Raw genomic sequence first — 14,828 nt, 5'->3', positions numbered from 1 at the left:
ACCGGCGCTTGGCCGGCGCGGCGCATAAGTATCGGCGAGCTAGTACGCCCGTCGCCGACGGGTATCGTCGGGTTACTCTATTCGCACCGAACCGGTCACGGTGAAACGGCCAGTACGTCGACCGAACGGCCGTTAGATCGGCGGAACGCCCTCAGGCGTTGTCGGCCGGCGGCTCCGCCTCGCGCTCGCTCTCGCCGACGACTGCGGGCTGGGCTGTGGGCCGCTGGCTGTCCTGCATCGTGCCGCTCGGCGGCTGTTCGGTGATTCGCTGCTGCTCGGCGGTCGGCCGCTGCTCGGCGACCTGCCGAGGCTCGGCCGTCGGTGCCTGCCCGGCCGGCGTCGGGGTCCCTCCCGTCGCAATCGGCGGCCACGGCTGGGGTGCCGGCTGTCCCATCTGGGACACTCCCTGCGGGGGCTGTTCCGCCGGCGCTCGCTGGTGCGGGACCTGCTGCGTCGGCTCCTGCTGCGTCGGCCCCTGCTGGGTCGGAGCCTGCTGGGTCGGCGGATGCTGCGGCGTCGTCTGCGCCGATGGCGACTGTTGCGTCGGCGTCCCATCGGAGTACTGCTGCGGTGTCTCCTGAATCGGAGTCTGGTGGGTCGACAGCTGCTGGGTGGATACCTGTCGAGTCGACGGTCCCTGGCCCGGTGCCCCCTGTGTCGGCAGCTGTTGGGACGGGATCCACTGCGTCGGCGACTGTTCTGGTTGATGCGACTGTGAGGACTGCGCTGGGGGCTGTGGCGGCTGAGCGGGCGGCTGCGGGGACTGGGCCGGTGGCTGCGGGGCCCGAGCGGCCGGCCGAGCGTGTCCGCTCGGGCCGGGGGCGCCCGCGTGCGGCTCCCCGATAGACGCTCCCTGCGGAGCCGGCGCCGGGACCGACTGCGGATTCGACGCCGCGACCGACTCCGCCGGCGTCCGGTAGCCGGGCGGCGCCCCCGCTTGCGACCCGGCGTTCTGTATGGCCTGTCCGTCGCCGGCCATCCCGGACGCGAACTGCTGGGTGGAGTCGAGGCCGCGCTGGCCGGCCGTCTCCGCGCTCCGGATCCCGCGCTCGGTCAGCTCCGAGGTGTCGCGGGCGGCGCTCTCGACGGTGTCGAGGTAGGAATCGAGGGCGTCGCGCGTGAACTCGACGCTCCGGGTGCCCATCCAGTTGCCGATCTCCAGCCCGTCGAGGACGAGCTGGGCGGCGTTGCGCTGGAGCGCCACCGACTGCTGGAGCGGCAGCTCGACCGCCTGCTCCATGGCCCGCTGGCTGTTCTCGAGTGTGTTCCGCTGGAGTTCGATCGCTTTACTGACGAGTTGGTCTGTCTGGCTCATGGGTAGATCTCCGCGAACGTGCAGTACCGACGGCGAGCTCGGGCGTTCGGAACCACAGCGCGACCCCGCGAGTGCCGCCGTTGCACTCGGGACGACCCGCGCGCCGTTCATAAATCGCACCCACCGTTCAGCGACGCCGCCGCGTTTCGGCGGGGCTACGCGCCGGAAACGGGACTGTTCCAAGCGTCGCGACCGACGAAACGGCCGCCACGCCGGGGATGCGGTCCGACAGCGCACACTACCGGGGCCGCGGAGTAATCGCACCCGAGAGAAAGACCGCGAAACGAGGGGGTCGTTACCGCCCGCGACCCGGACCCTGCTGGGGGGCCGGCGGCTGGTTCGGCGGGACGATGGCGATCTGGCCGTCGCTGTAGACGGTCACCTGGTAGCCCCAGATCGTGAAGGAGAGGTGGCCGTCGACCCGGGCGGTCCCGTCGTCTTTCGGCTTGAACAGGCGGTCGAGCGCCTCCGGGTCGACGTGGTCGTTGAGGGTGAAGCCCGTGTCCGTCACGTCGACGCCGGTCACGTCCGAGATTGCGTGTGCAAGCGTCGTCGTCAGCTCCGCGGCCCCCCCGAAGTCGTGTTTGACGTAGTACGTCCCCGCGTCACCGACCGTCTGCCCGCGCTGGCCGGTCGGTTCGACGTACGATTGGTTGCGATACATTGGTTGTGACAGCCTCTCATTATCCATCGACTATTAAAAGCCTTTCTCCTGCTGGAGCGTTCGGTACAGGGTGCCAAATCGGGGACGGGACGGGGACGGCGGGCTCTCCCGGCCGGGTTCGCACCGTTCGACCCGCCGCCGGTAACCCGCCGCTATCGCGGGTACGATAGCGTTACCGACGGTGGATCGCGTCTGCGACTGCGTCCGGTTTCCGCGGGGCGCCGGGGACAGCCGCGACAGCGGAGCGGCCGATGGACGAGGGCGGGGATACGGGGGGGCGTTTCGGCCCCCTGTATCCGCAAGCCCAACGGTATCGGGCGCAGCGGTACTCGACGGGAACGCATGGCAACAGAGCAGTCATCCGCGAGTTCGAAGCGCGAAGCGATGACCGACGGCGCGCGCTACGTCGTCGCCGAACTGGTGCGCGAACCGGTCAAGGAGAGCGTCCGGGAGGCCCTGGCGGAGGAGGCCGTCGCCGTCCGCGCCAGCGAGGGCGAAACCGAGGGCGGTCGGTCCGGACCGGACGACCGCACGGCGCCCACCGATCGCCCAGCGTCCGCCGATCAGGACGACGGCGACGGCGGCGGGTCGAAGGTCGGCCTGCTCCTCCTGAGCGTCGCCGCCACGGGCGCCGCCGCCTACCTCGTCCGGAAGCGGCGGTCGGACACAGAGCAGTCCACCTGGTCGGAGTTCGAGGAGGAGCAGACGGACAGCGGACGAGCGCGGACGGAGGACGGGCGGGAGGAACACACGCCGGGGTCGGCCGAAGCCGGGAGCCCGCGGGCCGGCGAGTCGACGGCCACGCCCGGCGCCGACGAGTAGGCCGCGCCCGGTCCCGACTCCTTCGCCGGCGGCTACGGGCTGACGACGTTCTCGATGAGCGCGAGGTGTCCCCGGCGGAGCCGCTCGGACAGCGCCTGGTGGGACACGTCCAGTTCGTCCGCCAGCTCCTCCAGCGTCGTCTCGCGAGGGACCTTGTAGTAGCCCCGCTCCAGCGCCGTCCGGACCGTCCGGAACTGCTCGTCGGTGAGGTGGAACCCGCCCAGCGAGGGTGCGTCGTCGAGGTGGTAGATCTGGGTCACGTCGATGTCGACGTCCTGGTCCTCGCAGGCGGCGTAGGTCGACGAGACGGCGTCGTGCTCCGGGAAGAGCACGCGGAACGTCCAGCCGTCGCTCGTGCCGCGCGCGCTGACGACGGCCCCGTCCTCCTCGACGAGGACGTGCGTGACGAACCGGACGTCCGCCGTCCAGCGCATCCGGAACAGCGAGTCGTGGTTGCGTCGGGAGACCAGAGCCACCTCGTCAGTCGACTCGTCGGCCGCCAGCGCCTCCGCGACCGCCGTCGAGTCGGCGTCGGTCGCCCACAGCAGCGGCACGACGCGGTCGGTGCCGTGCGTGACCAGCCGCACCGCGTCGAACTCCACCGCCGGGACCGCGTCGAACGTCTCCGCGAGCGCGAACTCCTCGGCCGGTAGCGTGGCTTTCACGATAGTGCTCATTCGGGTGCTTCCGCGTTGCTCGCCCGCCCCCAATAGTATACACAGCCCACCGTTGCAAGTGCCGGGTTACGGCCCCGAAAGGGTCGGGCTACCCCGCGGCAGCGCCAGTAAAGGTGTTCCTTGCGCTCGCAGGTGCTCGCCCGGAAGCCGGGAGTGGTCGCCCGGGTCGCCGCGCGCCCTCGGCGGTCGCGAATGTACAGATCCCGCTCGACCGCGATTCCGCCGTCACTGACCGTCGAAGACGGCGGTTTCGCGGCCACGACCGGCCCCGTCGTGGGGCCGGTCGCCGCGGGCGCCGCCGTCGCGTTCGGGCGGGCGGTCGACGCGGTCGGGCCGCTCCAGCCGGGCGAGCGGGAACCGGTACCGGCGCGGCGGCCGGTCCGTCGAGACGGCTCGCGGGTACACCACCTCGACGACGGGCTCGTCGGCCGCGTACCCGTCGTTGCCGGGGTAGTCGGCGACCGACCGGTCGTCGTCGGGCAGCGCAACCACGTCGGCGGGTCGACCGGGTTCGGACACCACGAGCAGCGGCGTCTCCTCGTCGCCGGCCTCGTCGACGACGAGGTCGCCCGGCTCCAGGCGACACTCGGCGCACAGCGGCGGCGGCGAATCCGCCGCGGAGACGGCGACCTGACGGTCACAGCCCGCGCAAGGGACCGTCCGCTCCGAGGGCGGCGGCACCCTGCCCAGGTTGATCTCGATGGCCACCCGGCGGACGTGCTCACAGCGGTCCGCCGCGGGCGAATCGCCGCAGGAGCACGTGCTCGGCCCCAGCCGGACGTAGTGGGTCCCGTCGTCGCAGTCGACCAGGTAGCCGTCGCCGAACGGCCGGACGGTCATTGCCTCCGACCACGCCCGGCGGGAGGCCTCGTCGAGCCGGGTGCCGTCGGCCCGGTCGGCCGGTACCAGCGGTGAATCAGACAGTGACGCCTGGGTGTCTCTCGGGCGCGTCATGGGTGTGCGGTCGCCCGCGGTCGTCGACGGCCAGTCCGGGACCACCTCGGTCGCGCTCGGCCCCGGCAGTCGGCCGTCGTCGGGCGATTCGTTCTCCCTGGGTACGACCGCGACCCGTCTAAACCCTTCGGGGGTAAGTCCGCCTTACCGGCCGATCTCGCGGTCGAGCGGCGGCGGGACGGGTTCCGGGTCGGCCTACAGGTACGAGGCGTCCCAGCGGGTCGCCTTCCGCCGGTTCCCGCAGTCGTTGCATTCGATGTGGCCCATCGAGTCCATCGCCGTGCTGACCGACTCGCAGTTGCTGCAGTACCAGCCGTACCGCTCGGCCAGGTCGCGACTCCGGTACGTGGCGTAGAACGGCGCCTTCGACCCGCGCTCGCCCTCGCTGAAGTTCACGAACAGCTCCCCCGCCGGCGTCTCGACCGCCTCGACGACCAGGTCCTCGGCCGCCTCCTCCATCGCCCGCTCGTAGACGTACTCGTCGTAGGCGTCGCCCGCGACGGTCACCTCGCGCTCGTCGACGCGGTCGAAGCCGTCCGCCTCGTAGAACGACCAGCCCGCCTCGTTCTCGGCGAGGACGGTCCCGCGGAGCCGACCGGCGCCGCGCTTCTCGAAGGTCTCCTGGATCCCCCCGAGCAGCTGCTGGGCCAGCCCCTCCTCGCGGGCGTCCGGCGCGACGTGCAACCAGTGGATCTCTCCCACCGGCGGCTCGGCGTCGACCAGGACGCCCTGGACGAAGCCGACGACCGCGTCGTCGTCCTCGGCGACGAGCCAGGCGCTGTCCTCGTCGTTGACCTGGTCGGCGACCCGCTGGCCGTCGTACCACTCCTCGACCACCTCGTCGATCGTCCCGTCGGCGAGGAAGTCGTACGACTCGCGCAGCGACGCGCGCGCCGTGTCCGCGATCCCCTGTGCATCGCTCGCCCGTGCGTCTCTGATCTCCATACATCCCGGTTGGACCGCCCACCACGTAAACGTCGGGCCGACCGGGCTCTTTTCCGGCGGGGACCCCAAGCGGAGCCACGATGACAGACAGCGAGACCGCCAGCGACGACGCGCCGAGCGGCGCCCGGATGACGCTCGGACCCGACGCGATCCTCAAGGACAGGGACGGCATCGCCCTCGACTGCCCGGCCTGCGGGACGACCGTCACCGTCATGCAGGTGATCGAGGACGGCCACTGCCCGAACTACCTCGACGAGGACGACGTCGAGGTCGAGGAGAACGCCGGCGAGGTGCAGGGCTCCGGCTGTACGGCCGAACTCTCCCTGGAGCTCGTCTGGGAGGACTGAGCGCGTCCGCGGACGACGACGCCCCGGTGCCCGGGGAGCACTACCCCGACGGCGACGGCCGTCCCGCCGGTAGGCCTCCGTTACGCGGGCAGCTCGCCGGTAACCGACGGGGCTTCATTTGTCGGAGGCCGCCCACCGGGGAGTATGTCGAAGGCAGTCCTCGCGGAGCTGCGCACGCAGGGCCGCGGCGTCGCCGGCGCCCTGCTAGTCGTCGGCGTCTCGATGCTGGTGACGATGGAGACGTGGTGGCTCAGCTGGCGGCTCCCGATCGCCCACCTCGTGGCGTTCGCGGCCGTCGGTCTGGCCGTCGTCTTCCTGCTCGTGCGCAGCGTCGGCTTCCGCCGCCTGGACGGCGACGAACGGGAGTCCACGCTCCGGGTCGTCACCGACTTCGCCGAGCTGGTGGCCCAGAGTATCGTCGCCGCGCTCGTGGTGCTGCTGGCGTTCGGCGTCGTCACGCTCGGAGACTCCCCCTCGACCGTCGTCCGGATGGCGCTCGTCCTGGTGGTCCCGTTCGGATTCGGCGCCGCGCTGGCCAACCGCCTGCTCGGCCAGACCGACGCCCCCATCGAGGAGGAGGCGTTCCCGCACAACCTGACCGTGTTCACCCTCGGCGCGGTCTTCCTCTCGGTCCCGGTGGCGCCCACCGAGGAAGTGGTCGTCATCGCGCGCAACGCCGGCTGGCCGCGGCTCGCGCTCGTCGTCGTCCTGTCGGTCGGCGTCGTTCACCTCGTCCTCCACGAGCTGGAGTTCCGCGGCCACCGCGACCGCATCGAGGGCCGCACCCACCTCCTCCAGATCGGGACCGCGGCGACCGCCTACGCCGTCGCGCTGGCCGTCACGGTCGTCCTCCTGGCGGGGTTCGGCCAGTTCAACGGCCGCGGCGTCGCCGAGTGGGTGCAGCTCACTATCGTCCTCGGGTTCCCCGCCGCGACCGGCGCCAGCGCCGGCGAGGTGGTGCTCTGATGGGCGAGCCCGGACGCGACGACGACACTCCCGAGGAGGCCGCCGTCTCGACGATGGAGCGGGTCGTGATGGTCGTCGCGGTGGCGCTGACCGTCGGGCTGTTCGGCTTCGCCGTCTGGTACGCCTTCGCCGGCGCGGCGGCGGCCGAGCCGACCGCGAGCGTGGTCGACGAGCGCGGATCGGGCGCGAATGCGACCTACTACGGCGTGACGCTGCGCAACGAGGGCGACGCCGGGCTCGTCTCCGCGACCGTCAGCGTCGCCTGTCCCGACCCCCGCCGGCAGGTCACCTTCGAGAACGTCCCGGCGAACGCCCGCCGCAACGCGACGGTCGGCTGTCCGCCCGGCACCGGGCCGCCGTCGGCGGACGTCGTCTCCTGGATACCAGCCTGATACCAGCTACCCCTGCCGGTCGACGCCGAGGACGACCTCGTCGTCCTCGATGCGGGCGACGTGGTCCTCGTCGACGGGGTAGGTGTCGTCGTCGTCGTTGCCCCACCCCAGCGCCGTCCGGATGCGGTCGGTGATCGAGGGGTGGGGGTCGACGTACATCCGGTCGTTCTCGACGGCGGCGACCATCCCGACCTCGTCGCCGCTGGCGTTGACGACCGTCTTGCCCACGTCGTCCTCGGTCGGCTCGATCCGGGCCGGGTCGTCGGCGGCTCCCGACCGCTCGGCGGCGGCCGGCTCCTCGGTCGCCGGCTCGTCCGCCTCCAGCGTCCCGGTGTCCTCGACGCCCGCCGCTGCGCCGGTCGCCGCCTCGCGGTCCTCGACGACGAGCTCGGCGTCGTACTCCTCTGCGTCGACGATCTCGCTCTCGACGGCCGCGTGGGAGATGGTCTCCGAGGAGAGCGTCTCGGCGTCGGTGATCTCGCCGGTCACCTCGCGACGGACGGACACGTCCTCCTCGACCACCTGGCTCCGGAAGAGGTGGGTCTCGATGGCGTCGTCCTCGCGGAACCGGCTCTCGACGTTGCCCTCCTCGACGGCGACCTGGGCCGTCTCGGGCGAGTCGACGAGTTCCCCCTCCAGCACGGTGCGCTCGACGCCCTCGATGTCGACGGTCTCCCGGACGGCGTCGGACTCGACGGTCTCGGTCTCCTCCACGTCGGCCTGGACGACCCGGCTCTCGATGGTGATCCGCTCGACGTTCTCCTTCGTGACCGTCCACCCCTCGTCGAGCGTGACCGCCACGTCGCAGGCGACCTCCGACCGGGTGCCGGACCCGAACGTGTCGATCGCCTCGATCCCCGCGTCGGTCGTGTCGACGCTCGTCACCTCGCAGTCCTCGACCTCGCGGGAGACCAGCTCGGCGTCGACGGTGTCGGACTCGACCAGCTCGCGGTCGACCACCTCGCTCTCGACGGTCACCTCCTCGACGACGGTGTGCTCGACGACCGCCCGCTCGGTGAACTCCGACTCGATCGTCTCGCCCTCGATCAGCTGCTCCTCGACCTCCTCGCTGGAGAGCGCGGCGGTGCCGACCGCCTCCGTGCGCTCGACCACGTCCATGTCGCCGGTCTCCTCGTCGTGGCGGACGACGACCATCTCCCGGTCGCGCAGCTCGGTCTCGAACTCGTCCCAGTCGAGGCGGCTGTGCCGGTCCGCGACGTCCGACTCCCGGTACAGCCCGAGTCGCGTCTCGCCGTCCTCCTCGTAGCGGACCGGCACCCGGTCGTGGGCGTCGCCCCACTCGCGGATCCGGTTCGAGTCTGTCGTGATCTGGCTCCCTCGTGCGGTGTCTCGGTTCTCGGACATCGCCGAAACGTTCGCCCGGACGCCGGAAAAGGACACAGTCAGTTCACCGGAGAAGGTCTCGGTATCTCCGGCATACCGGCCGTTTGGCCGGGGATTCCGCGGATGGGTTGCGAGCGCAACCTCCCGGTTTTCGAGTCGCGCGGCCGAACGGATCGGCGGTATGATCCCGTCGGGCGGGCCGGCCGCCGCAATGTCGGTGTTGCTGCCGGCGGTGCTGTCGCTCGCGCTCGCGAGCGTCCACGTCCTGACGCGCAGCGACCCGATACTGGACCGGCTCTCGGAGGGGCGGCTCCTCTCGTTCGGCGGCGGCGTCTCGGTCGCGTACGTCCTCGTCCACGTCCTGCCGCGGATCGACGAGTTCCACGCTCCGGTCGAGCGCCACCCGATGACCCCGGTCCCGAGCGGCCGGGACATCTACCTCGTCGTGGTGGTGGGGTTCGTCGTCTTCTACGGGCTCGAACGGCTGGCCCGGCGGTCGGCCGCCGAGTCCGGCGACGACCGGCCGACTCCCTGGGTGTTCCGCGTCCACGTCGCCTCCTACGGGGCCTACAACGCCGTCGCGGGCTACCCGCTCGTCCACCGGGAGACGCCGGCGGTCGGGAACCTCCTGCTGTTCGCGTTCGCCCTCGGCGCCCACTTCCTCCTCAACGACGTGGCCCTCGAGGCCCACCACCGGGAGGCCTACCACCGGCGCGGGCGCTGGGTGCTCGCCGCCGCCGTCCTCGCCGGCACGGCCGTCGGGTTCGCGACCGAACTCACACGCCCGACGCTCGGTGCCCTCTTCGCGTTCCTGGCCGGCGGTGTCGTCCTCAACGTCGTCCGGGAGGAACTCCCAGGCGACCGCCGCGGGGAGTTTCTCCCCTTCGCCGCCGGCGTCGCGTTCTACACCGCTGTCATCCTGTTCGTGTGACCCCGGACCCAGCGCGTGTCCCCCTTCCGACGGTCGTCCACCGTCCACTCAGCCGTCTTCCCGCCCGGTGCCCGTCGGCGCCGTCCAGTCGGGCGCCGACTCCCGGCGGAAGGCGTCGAGCTGGTCCCGCGCCGTCGTCAGGTGCGACACGGTGAGGTCGTCGACGTCGTCGGCCAGCGCCCCGAGCTGGCGCTCGATCGATTCGAGTCGCTCCCCGGCCTCGGGGTCGGTGACCGCCCCCTCGTCGGCCGCGCCGTCCGCGAGCGCGTCGTCGATGCGCTCTATCCCCTGCCGGACGGAGGCGAGCTGCTCCACGGCGGTCGCGTCATCGGTTATCTCCCTGGCCTCGTCGACGGCGTCCCTCGCTCTGGCGAGTCGGTCGTGCACGGAACCGGATAGGTGCTCGGGCCTGAAAGACCCCAGGCCGCCGGTAGAACGGCTGGGACCGACCGTCTCACAACCGGAGGAGGTGACGAGGGCTATTCCTTTAGGCGCCGCCCTCATGGGGGTCGGGGAGAAACGTGTCTTGCATGACTCACGGGGCTGACGAAAGCGCAGTGGTCGACAGACACGGGACCGACACGGACGCACGCGGCGAGCCCCTCGTCGACACGCTCGACGATCCGCACTGCCGGTACCTGCTCGCGTACCTCCGGGACGCCGACGAACCCGTCAGCGTCGCCGAGGTGGCGACACACGTCGTCGCTCAGATCACCGACGACGACCCGGAGAACGTCTCGGACGACGTGAAACAGCGCGTCCAGACGTGGTTCTACCACGGGCAGTTGCCGATGCTCGACGACCACGGCGTGATCGAGTTCGACCCGGACGCCGGGACCGTCCGACTGGCCGACGAGTCCGTCGTCTGAACCCGCGCGGGCCGGAAGCCGACCGGACGCAGTCGGGCGGCGACGGCGAAAGCGACCGGGACGAACGGGACGGGAGGCTAAGCGCCGGCTAACTATGCGCGTCCGGCCGCTCGTCTCACTCGGGCCGACCGGACGGACAAGGTGAAATCGCGGCTCGGCTGGAGCGACGCCGACGAGGACGACTACCCGCTGGCCGACGACGAGATAGCGACGATCACCGACGACGAGATCCGTCTCGCCTGACCCGGCCGCCGCGGACCGCCCGGCACCGCCGAGGGCGATCCCGACACGGGTGACCCCGAGTATTTCTTCGCGATACGGTCCTTCGAGCGCGTCGGCCGCCGTTCGCCCGCCTCGTCGGTCGCCGCCAGTTCGGTCTCGGAACTCATCTGTCGGTCACTCCGGTCGCTATCGTGCCCTTCCGTCTCGGTAGTCAGAGTGGTCCGACCGGCTGTCGACCGAGCGCTGGCCGTCTCCCCGGTCGGCGCGAGGCGCCGTCGCGTCTCACCCGGACGGCTGTCTGTCCTCGTGGACCGGGAACGCCACCTCGACGGTCGCGCGGTACTCGGTCACTTCGCCGTCTTCGACGTTCGCCGTCCACTCCTCGACCTCGACGCCGCGGATGTCGTCGATGGTCCGGCTGGCCTGTGCGACCGCCTCCTCGGCCGCGTCCGGCCACGACTCCTCGGAAGTCCCGAGAACTTTGACGATCTTGACTGCGGTCATGTGACCGCCTTTGGTCGGTCCCGCGGGAAGTCGTACGGCAGGCCTTCGCAAGCGGACCGAGAGGGGGTGTGAGGGGGTCTACAGCGCCAGGACGGCCCGTAGCCAGCCCGTCAGTCGGCTTCCTCGGGCTGCGTGAATCCCTCCTTGTGTTCGGTGCGCCACTCGTCGATGGAGTTCATGACCGGGGCCGCCGAGATGCCGTGCAGCGTCAGCGACGCGACGACGAGGAACCCCAGAAACGCCCACAGTTCCTCGGCCGCGATGACGAGTTCGATTTCGTTGAAGGAGGCGGTGTTCAGCGCGTACGCGAGATAGAAAAAGGAGCCGATCCCGCGGACGCCGTAGGCGGAGATGACGGCCTGCTCCTGCCACAGCGAGTTGGAACCGAGCATTCCGACGATGCCCGCGAGCGGTCGGATCACGAGCAGCACCGCGAGCGCGATCAGGACGTGTTCGACCGTCAGCGACTGGAGGAGTCCGCCGACCAGGGTCCCGCCGAACAGGACGAGGACGGCGGCCATCAGCAAACGCTCGACCAGCACGGCGAAGTCGTGGAGCTTCTGGTAGTACTCGTGCTCCCACTCGTAGTGGCGGAGCACGAGCGCGGCGACGAACACGGCGACGAAGCCGTAGCCGGCGACGAGGTCGGTCGCCGCGTACGCCAGCAGCGTCGCCGCCAGCGCCTCCGCGCCCTCCATGACCCGCGCGAGGTCCGTGCTGGAGGGCTTGCCGAAGATGAACTCGGCGATGATGTACCCGACTGCGACCCCGCCGACGACCCCGACGGCGATCTTGTAGACGACGTAGAAGCCGAACCACTCCGAGAGCCACGGCCACACCGACCCGAGCGCGGCCTCCGCGGACCCGGCCGCCCCGGTCGCTTCGAGGCTCACCCCCGCCATGACGATCGCGAGGTACGTGAACGGGAACGCGAGCCCGTCGTTGAGCCACGCCTCGGAGGTGAGCGCGAACCGGATCGCCCCCTCCTGGTCGTCAGGGTCGACCTCGGCGTCGGTCTCGGCGGTCGGCGGCGTCGCCTCGACGGTCGAGGCCAGCACCGGGTCGGTCGGCGCAACCACCGCGCCCATCAGGACGGCGGTCGCCGGGTGCAGGTCCAGCACCGCCCACCCCAGCCCGGCGACCGCGAGGATCGTCAGCGGCATCGTGACCCCCAACAACCGCCACGTCGGGGCCCACGCCCGCCAGTCGAACGGCCTGTCGAGTTTCAGCTCCGCGCCCATCAGCGCGATGATGACCACCAGTTCCGTCAGGTGCTCGGTCAGCGCCGGCGACTCGACCGGGTCCGGCGCCGGGATCCCCAGCGGGAGCGAGAAGATAGCCGCCCCCGCGATGACGTAGATGAGCGGGAACGACATCGGCTTGTCCGCGAAGACGCGCGGGAGAACGACGGCCCCGAGGATCGCGATGCTCACCACGAGGAGGGCGATATCGTAGACTGCCATGGGATCCGTTGGGGGCGGCCACGAAAGGAACTTTTGCCGGTAAGGGATGTCTTCCGTCCGATCTATCGGAATTCGGGCTGTCGGCCTCGGTCGGCGATCCCACACCCGACGGGGTCCGCCCGGTTGCCAGGTTCACCCGTCCATTCGACGCCCCTCCGGGCCGCCGTCGGCTGCGTGTCGCCCGTCCTCGTCCCCGCTCGTCGCCTTGGCGTCGTCGTCCTCCCGGTCGGAGCCGCTGTCGACCTCCCTGTCGGATCCGTCGCCGGTTCCCCCGCCGGCCGCTTCGTCCGGCGCCGGTTCGCCGGCCGGGTCCCCGTCGCCGGTAGTGTCCACGTCCCGTCCGTCGTCGGCCTGTTCCTCCCACGCGTCCGGTTCGATCTCCACCTGCATCTCGACGATGTCGTCGTGTTTCGGCTGGCGGACGAGGAACGGACCGGCCGCCAGCGTCTTCAGCGTGATCGCCGCGACGCGGACGACGTAGGCGGTCAGCACCACGTACGGCGCGATCGAGACCGTGTACGCGAACATGACGAACAGCGGGAGCGACACGAGCGGTCCGACCCTGAAGACCGGGATGATCCCCGTGTTGAGCGCCAGCAGCAGGTAGGAGATGAAGACGACGACCGGCAGGGAGACGTACAGCAGGTTGCTCGACAGCCGGGCGACCTCCCGCTTGTAGTACAGCGACTGGAAGTACTCCCGGCCGGTGGCGAGGAATTTCAGCGTGTCGATGAGCTCCTGGAGCGCGTCGTTCGTCCGGTCGTCCAGCTGGTCCTCGTAGCGGTTGCGGATCCGCCTGGCCGTGTTGAGCTGCCAGGAGTAGTCGTAGTGGAGCCCCGCCGAGAGCACGTCGAACGTGCCGAACCGGGCCCCGTCCAGCGTCTCCGCGGCGTCCCGGGCCTCGTCGACGATCTCGTCGGTGAGCGCGTCGATCTGGTCGCGACACCCCTCGTCGTCGCAGTTGTCCGCCGCCCGCTGGAGCGCGCGCGCCTCCCGGTAGATCGAGTAGAGGATCACCTCCAGAAACGCCGCCGGTTGGCTCGGGCTGGCCTCGACCTCCGCGAGGTTCTCCGCCCGCCGCCGGAACTCGATGGAGGCGTCGATCCGCGACTGCTCTGTCTCGATGTCAGTGATCTCCTGAGAGAGCACGATCGAGCTGATCGACGAGACGATCGAGACGATGAGGATCGCACCGCTCAGCAGCGTCGTGAACAGCGTCTGGAGCGTGTTCGTGTCCGTGAGCAGCTGCTGGATGTCGACCGGCCGCAGCAGCGCCAGCGTGACGAGGAACGCGAAGACGCCGGCCAGCAGCACGACCGTCACCGCGGGCCGCGCCCCGTCGAACAGGATCCACGAGACGGGGCGGCTGGACTTGACCCGGCGGTAGAGCGCGTTGAGCCAGTCCGCCGCGGTCGCGACCCGCCTGCCGGACAGCCCGAGCGGGTCGGTCACGCGGGCGGCCCCTCCCGGTCGGGGAACGGCCCACAGTTCCAGGCTGAAGGAAGTCGACACGCCTGTGACGACGGCTGTCGACGGGTCCGGGCCACGTCAGGTCGCCGCATCGTACCCGGGGATCCGGTGGCGTCCCGAGAGCACCACGTTCGTCGCCCCGCCGAGCAGGATGACTACCGACCCGAAGTAGAGCCAGGTGATCAGCAGGATGATCCCGCCGAGGACGCCGTACAGCTCGCCCGTCGAACTCATCGAGACGTACACCTGAAACAGCGCCTGCAGGAGCGTCCAGCCGACGGCGGCGACGGTCGCGCCCGGCAGCGCCCGCGTGAGCGTCATCTCGACGTTCGGGAACACGTAATACATCGGGAGGAAGGCGACGATCAATCCGAGTATCAGCCCGACGAACCCGAGGATCTGCACCACCGGGAGGCGAGTCTCGACGCCGGGCGAGAACGTCGGCGCGTACGCCACGACCGCCCCGGCGGCGACCATCGCCAGGAACGCGACCCCCATCCCGCCGAGCACGAGCAGTCCGTCCGAGACCTGCTCGACGATGCCGACGTCGGTCTCGACCGCGTAGAGCTCGGAGAACGCCGTGTCCAGCGAGCGGAACACCTTGAGCGTGGCCCACAGCAGCGCCGCCCCGCCGATGATCGAGAACTGGGTGCGGCTCTGGGCCCCGTCGAGCGACTGGCTGACGAGGTCCCGCGCCGTGGGCGTGAGGTACTGTTCCGTCATGCTGAGCAGCTGCTGCTGCAGCGACTCCCCGCCCAGCACCGAGGCGGCGACGAGCGCCAGCAACAGCAGCGGGACCAGCGACACGAACGCCGCGTACGCGATGCTCCCCGCCATGAACGGCACGTCCCGCTTCCGGTACACCGAGACCAGACTCCGCAGGAACGTGACGGCCCGACTGACCGGCCGCCTGGTCGCGAGGCTCATCGGGTAGCCACGCCTC

The 14,828-nt window shown here is 70.7% G+C and carries 18 protein-coding genes; 7 read left to right on the top strand and 11 right to left on the bottom strand.

Translation table 11 applies throughout. The features are described 5' to 3' along the window. Positions 1-151: 151 nt before the first annotated feature. Both ACMGFG_RS13645 and ACMGFG_RS13640 read right to left on the bottom strand, forming a co-directional pair. On the bottom strand, positions 152-1,315 hold the full coding sequence (locus ACMGFG_RS13645; protein WP_436930877.1) for a hypothetical protein: 1,164 nt from the start codon (positions 1,313-1,315) through the stop codon (positions 152-154). A gap of 295 nt (positions 1,316-1,610) precedes the next feature. Continuing rightward, complete coding sequence (locus ACMGFG_RS13640; RefSeq protein ID WP_167837501.1) at positions 1,611-1,979, bottom strand: HalOD1 output domain-containing protein; 369 nt, start codon at positions 1,977-1,979, stop codon at positions 1,611-1,613. Between the two features lie 342 nt (positions 1,980-2,321). On the opposite strand from ACMGFG_RS13640, the gene ACMGFG_RS13635 reads away from it, so the two are divergent. Then, entirely contained in the window at positions 2,322-2,801 is a 480-nt protein-coding gene (locus tag ACMGFG_RS13635; protein ID WP_436930876.1) for a hypothetical protein, read from the top strand. A gap of 32 nt (positions 2,802-2,833) precedes the next feature. Here ACMGFG_RS13635 and ACMGFG_RS13630 read toward each other — a convergent pair whose 3' ends face one another. The 3 genes from ACMGFG_RS13630 to ACMGFG_RS13620 form a co-directional block, all read right to left on the bottom strand. After that, positions 2,834-3,478: a helix-turn-helix domain-containing protein gene (locus tag ACMGFG_RS13630; protein WP_436930875.1), complete on the bottom strand. Its 645-nt coding sequence runs from the start codon at positions 3,476-3,478 to the stop codon at positions 2,834-2,836. Between the two features lie 225 nt (positions 3,479-3,703). After that, positions 3,704-4,432 carry an SWIM zinc finger family protein gene (locus ACMGFG_RS13625; protein ID WP_436930874.1) on the bottom strand — a complete coding sequence of 243 codons (729 nt, stop codon included), beginning with the start codon at positions 4,430-4,432 and terminating at the stop codon, positions 3,704-3,706. A gap of 195 nt (positions 4,433-4,627) precedes the next feature. Beyond that, positions 4,628-5,377: a GNAT family N-acetyltransferase gene (locus ACMGFG_RS13620; protein ID WP_436930873.1), complete on the bottom strand. Its 750-nt coding sequence runs from the start codon at positions 5,375-5,377 to the stop codon at positions 4,628-4,630. Positions 5,378-5,457: 80 nt separating this feature from the next. Between ACMGFG_RS13620 and ACMGFG_RS13615 the strand changes: the two genes are divergently transcribed. From ACMGFG_RS13615 to ACMGFG_RS13605, 3 genes are all read left to right on the top strand, one after another. Beyond that, positions 5,458-5,724 carry a hypothetical protein gene (locus ACMGFG_RS13615; protein ID WP_436930872.1) on the top strand — a complete coding sequence of 89 codons (267 nt, stop codon included), beginning with the start codon at positions 5,458-5,460 and terminating at the stop codon, positions 5,722-5,724. 144 nt (positions 5,725-5,868) lie between these two features. Further along, positions 5,869-6,690, top strand: coding sequence for a DUF2391 family protein (locus ACMGFG_RS13610; protein ID WP_436930871.1), 822 nt, complete (start codon positions 5,869-5,871; stop codon positions 6,688-6,690). Continuing rightward, complete coding sequence (locus ACMGFG_RS13605; protein WP_436930870.1) at positions 6,690-7,082, top strand: hypothetical protein; 393 nt, start codon at positions 6,690-6,692, stop codon at positions 7,080-7,082. The genes ACMGFG_RS13610 and ACMGFG_RS13605 overlap by 1 nt, the downstream gene beginning before the upstream one ends. Before the next feature lie 6 nt (positions 7,083-7,088). On the opposite strand, the gene ACMGFG_RS13600 is transcribed toward ACMGFG_RS13605, so the two are convergent. Beyond that, complete coding sequence (locus ACMGFG_RS13600; RefSeq protein ID WP_436930869.1) at positions 7,089-8,447, bottom strand: DUF8593 domain-containing protein; 1,359 nt, start codon at positions 8,445-8,447, stop codon at positions 7,089-7,091. A 190-nt stretch (positions 8,448-8,637) separates the two neighbouring features. Between ACMGFG_RS13600 and ACMGFG_RS13595 the strand changes: the two genes are divergently transcribed. Further along, positions 8,638-9,357 (top strand): hypothetical protein, encoded by a 720-nt coding sequence (locus ACMGFG_RS13595; protein WP_436930868.1) that lies wholly within the window; start codon positions 8,638-8,640, stop codon positions 9,355-9,357. A 48-nt stretch (positions 9,358-9,405) separates the two neighbouring features. Here ACMGFG_RS13595 and ACMGFG_RS13590 read toward each other — a convergent pair whose 3' ends face one another. Beyond that, positions 9,406-9,744 (bottom strand): DUF7553 family protein, encoded by a 339-nt coding sequence (locus ACMGFG_RS13590; protein ID WP_436930867.1) that lies wholly within the window; start codon positions 9,742-9,744, stop codon positions 9,406-9,408. 170 nt (positions 9,745-9,914) lie between these two features. Between ACMGFG_RS13590 and ACMGFG_RS13585 the strand changes: the two genes are divergently transcribed. Beyond that, positions 9,915-10,226 carry a DUF7344 domain-containing protein gene (locus ACMGFG_RS13585; RefSeq protein WP_436930866.1) on the top strand — a complete coding sequence of 104 codons (312 nt, stop codon included), beginning with the start codon at positions 9,915-9,917 and terminating at the stop codon, positions 10,224-10,226. 141 nt (positions 10,227-10,367) lie between these two features. Continuing rightward, complete coding sequence (locus tag ACMGFG_RS24275; RefSeq protein WP_495849352.1) at positions 10,368-10,469, top strand: DUF8593 domain-containing protein; 102 nt, start codon at positions 10,368-10,370, stop codon at positions 10,467-10,469. A gap of 261 nt (positions 10,470-10,730) precedes the next feature. On the opposite strand, the gene ACMGFG_RS13580 is transcribed toward ACMGFG_RS24275, so the two are convergent. The 4 genes from ACMGFG_RS13580 to ACMGFG_RS13565 all read right to left on the bottom strand — a co-directional run bounded on the left by ACMGFG_RS13580 (position 10,731) and on the right by ACMGFG_RS13565 (position 14,812). Beyond that, positions 10,731-10,952, bottom strand: coding sequence for a dodecin family protein (locus ACMGFG_RS13580; RefSeq protein ID WP_436930865.1), 222 nt, complete (start codon positions 10,950-10,952; stop codon positions 10,731-10,733). A 110-nt stretch (positions 10,953-11,062) separates the two neighbouring features. Continuing rightward, positions 11,063-12,415 (bottom strand): cation:proton antiporter, encoded by a 1,353-nt coding sequence (locus ACMGFG_RS13575; protein ID WP_436930864.1) that lies wholly within the window; start codon positions 12,413-12,415, stop codon positions 11,063-11,065. Between the two features lie 132 nt (positions 12,416-12,547). Next, positions 12,548-13,867 (bottom strand): DUF7972 family membrane protein, encoded by a 1,320-nt coding sequence (locus ACMGFG_RS13570; protein WP_436930863.1) that lies wholly within the window; start codon positions 13,865-13,867, stop codon positions 12,548-12,550. Between the two features lie 96 nt (positions 13,868-13,963). After that, complete coding sequence (locus tag ACMGFG_RS13565) at positions 13,964-14,812, bottom strand: YihY/virulence factor BrkB family protein (RefSeq protein ID WP_436930862.1); 849 nt, start codon at positions 14,810-14,812, stop codon at positions 13,964-13,966. Positions 14,813-14,828: the final 16 nt, after the last annotated feature.

The organism is Halosimplex halobium (genome assembly GCF_051414055.1).
GTDB lineage: Archaea > Halobacteriota > Halobacteria > Halobacteriales > Haloarculaceae > Halosimplex > Halosimplex halobium.
The sequence above is the reverse complement of the archived record's forward strand: the minus strand, read 5'-3'. Positions and strand labels throughout refer to the sequence as shown.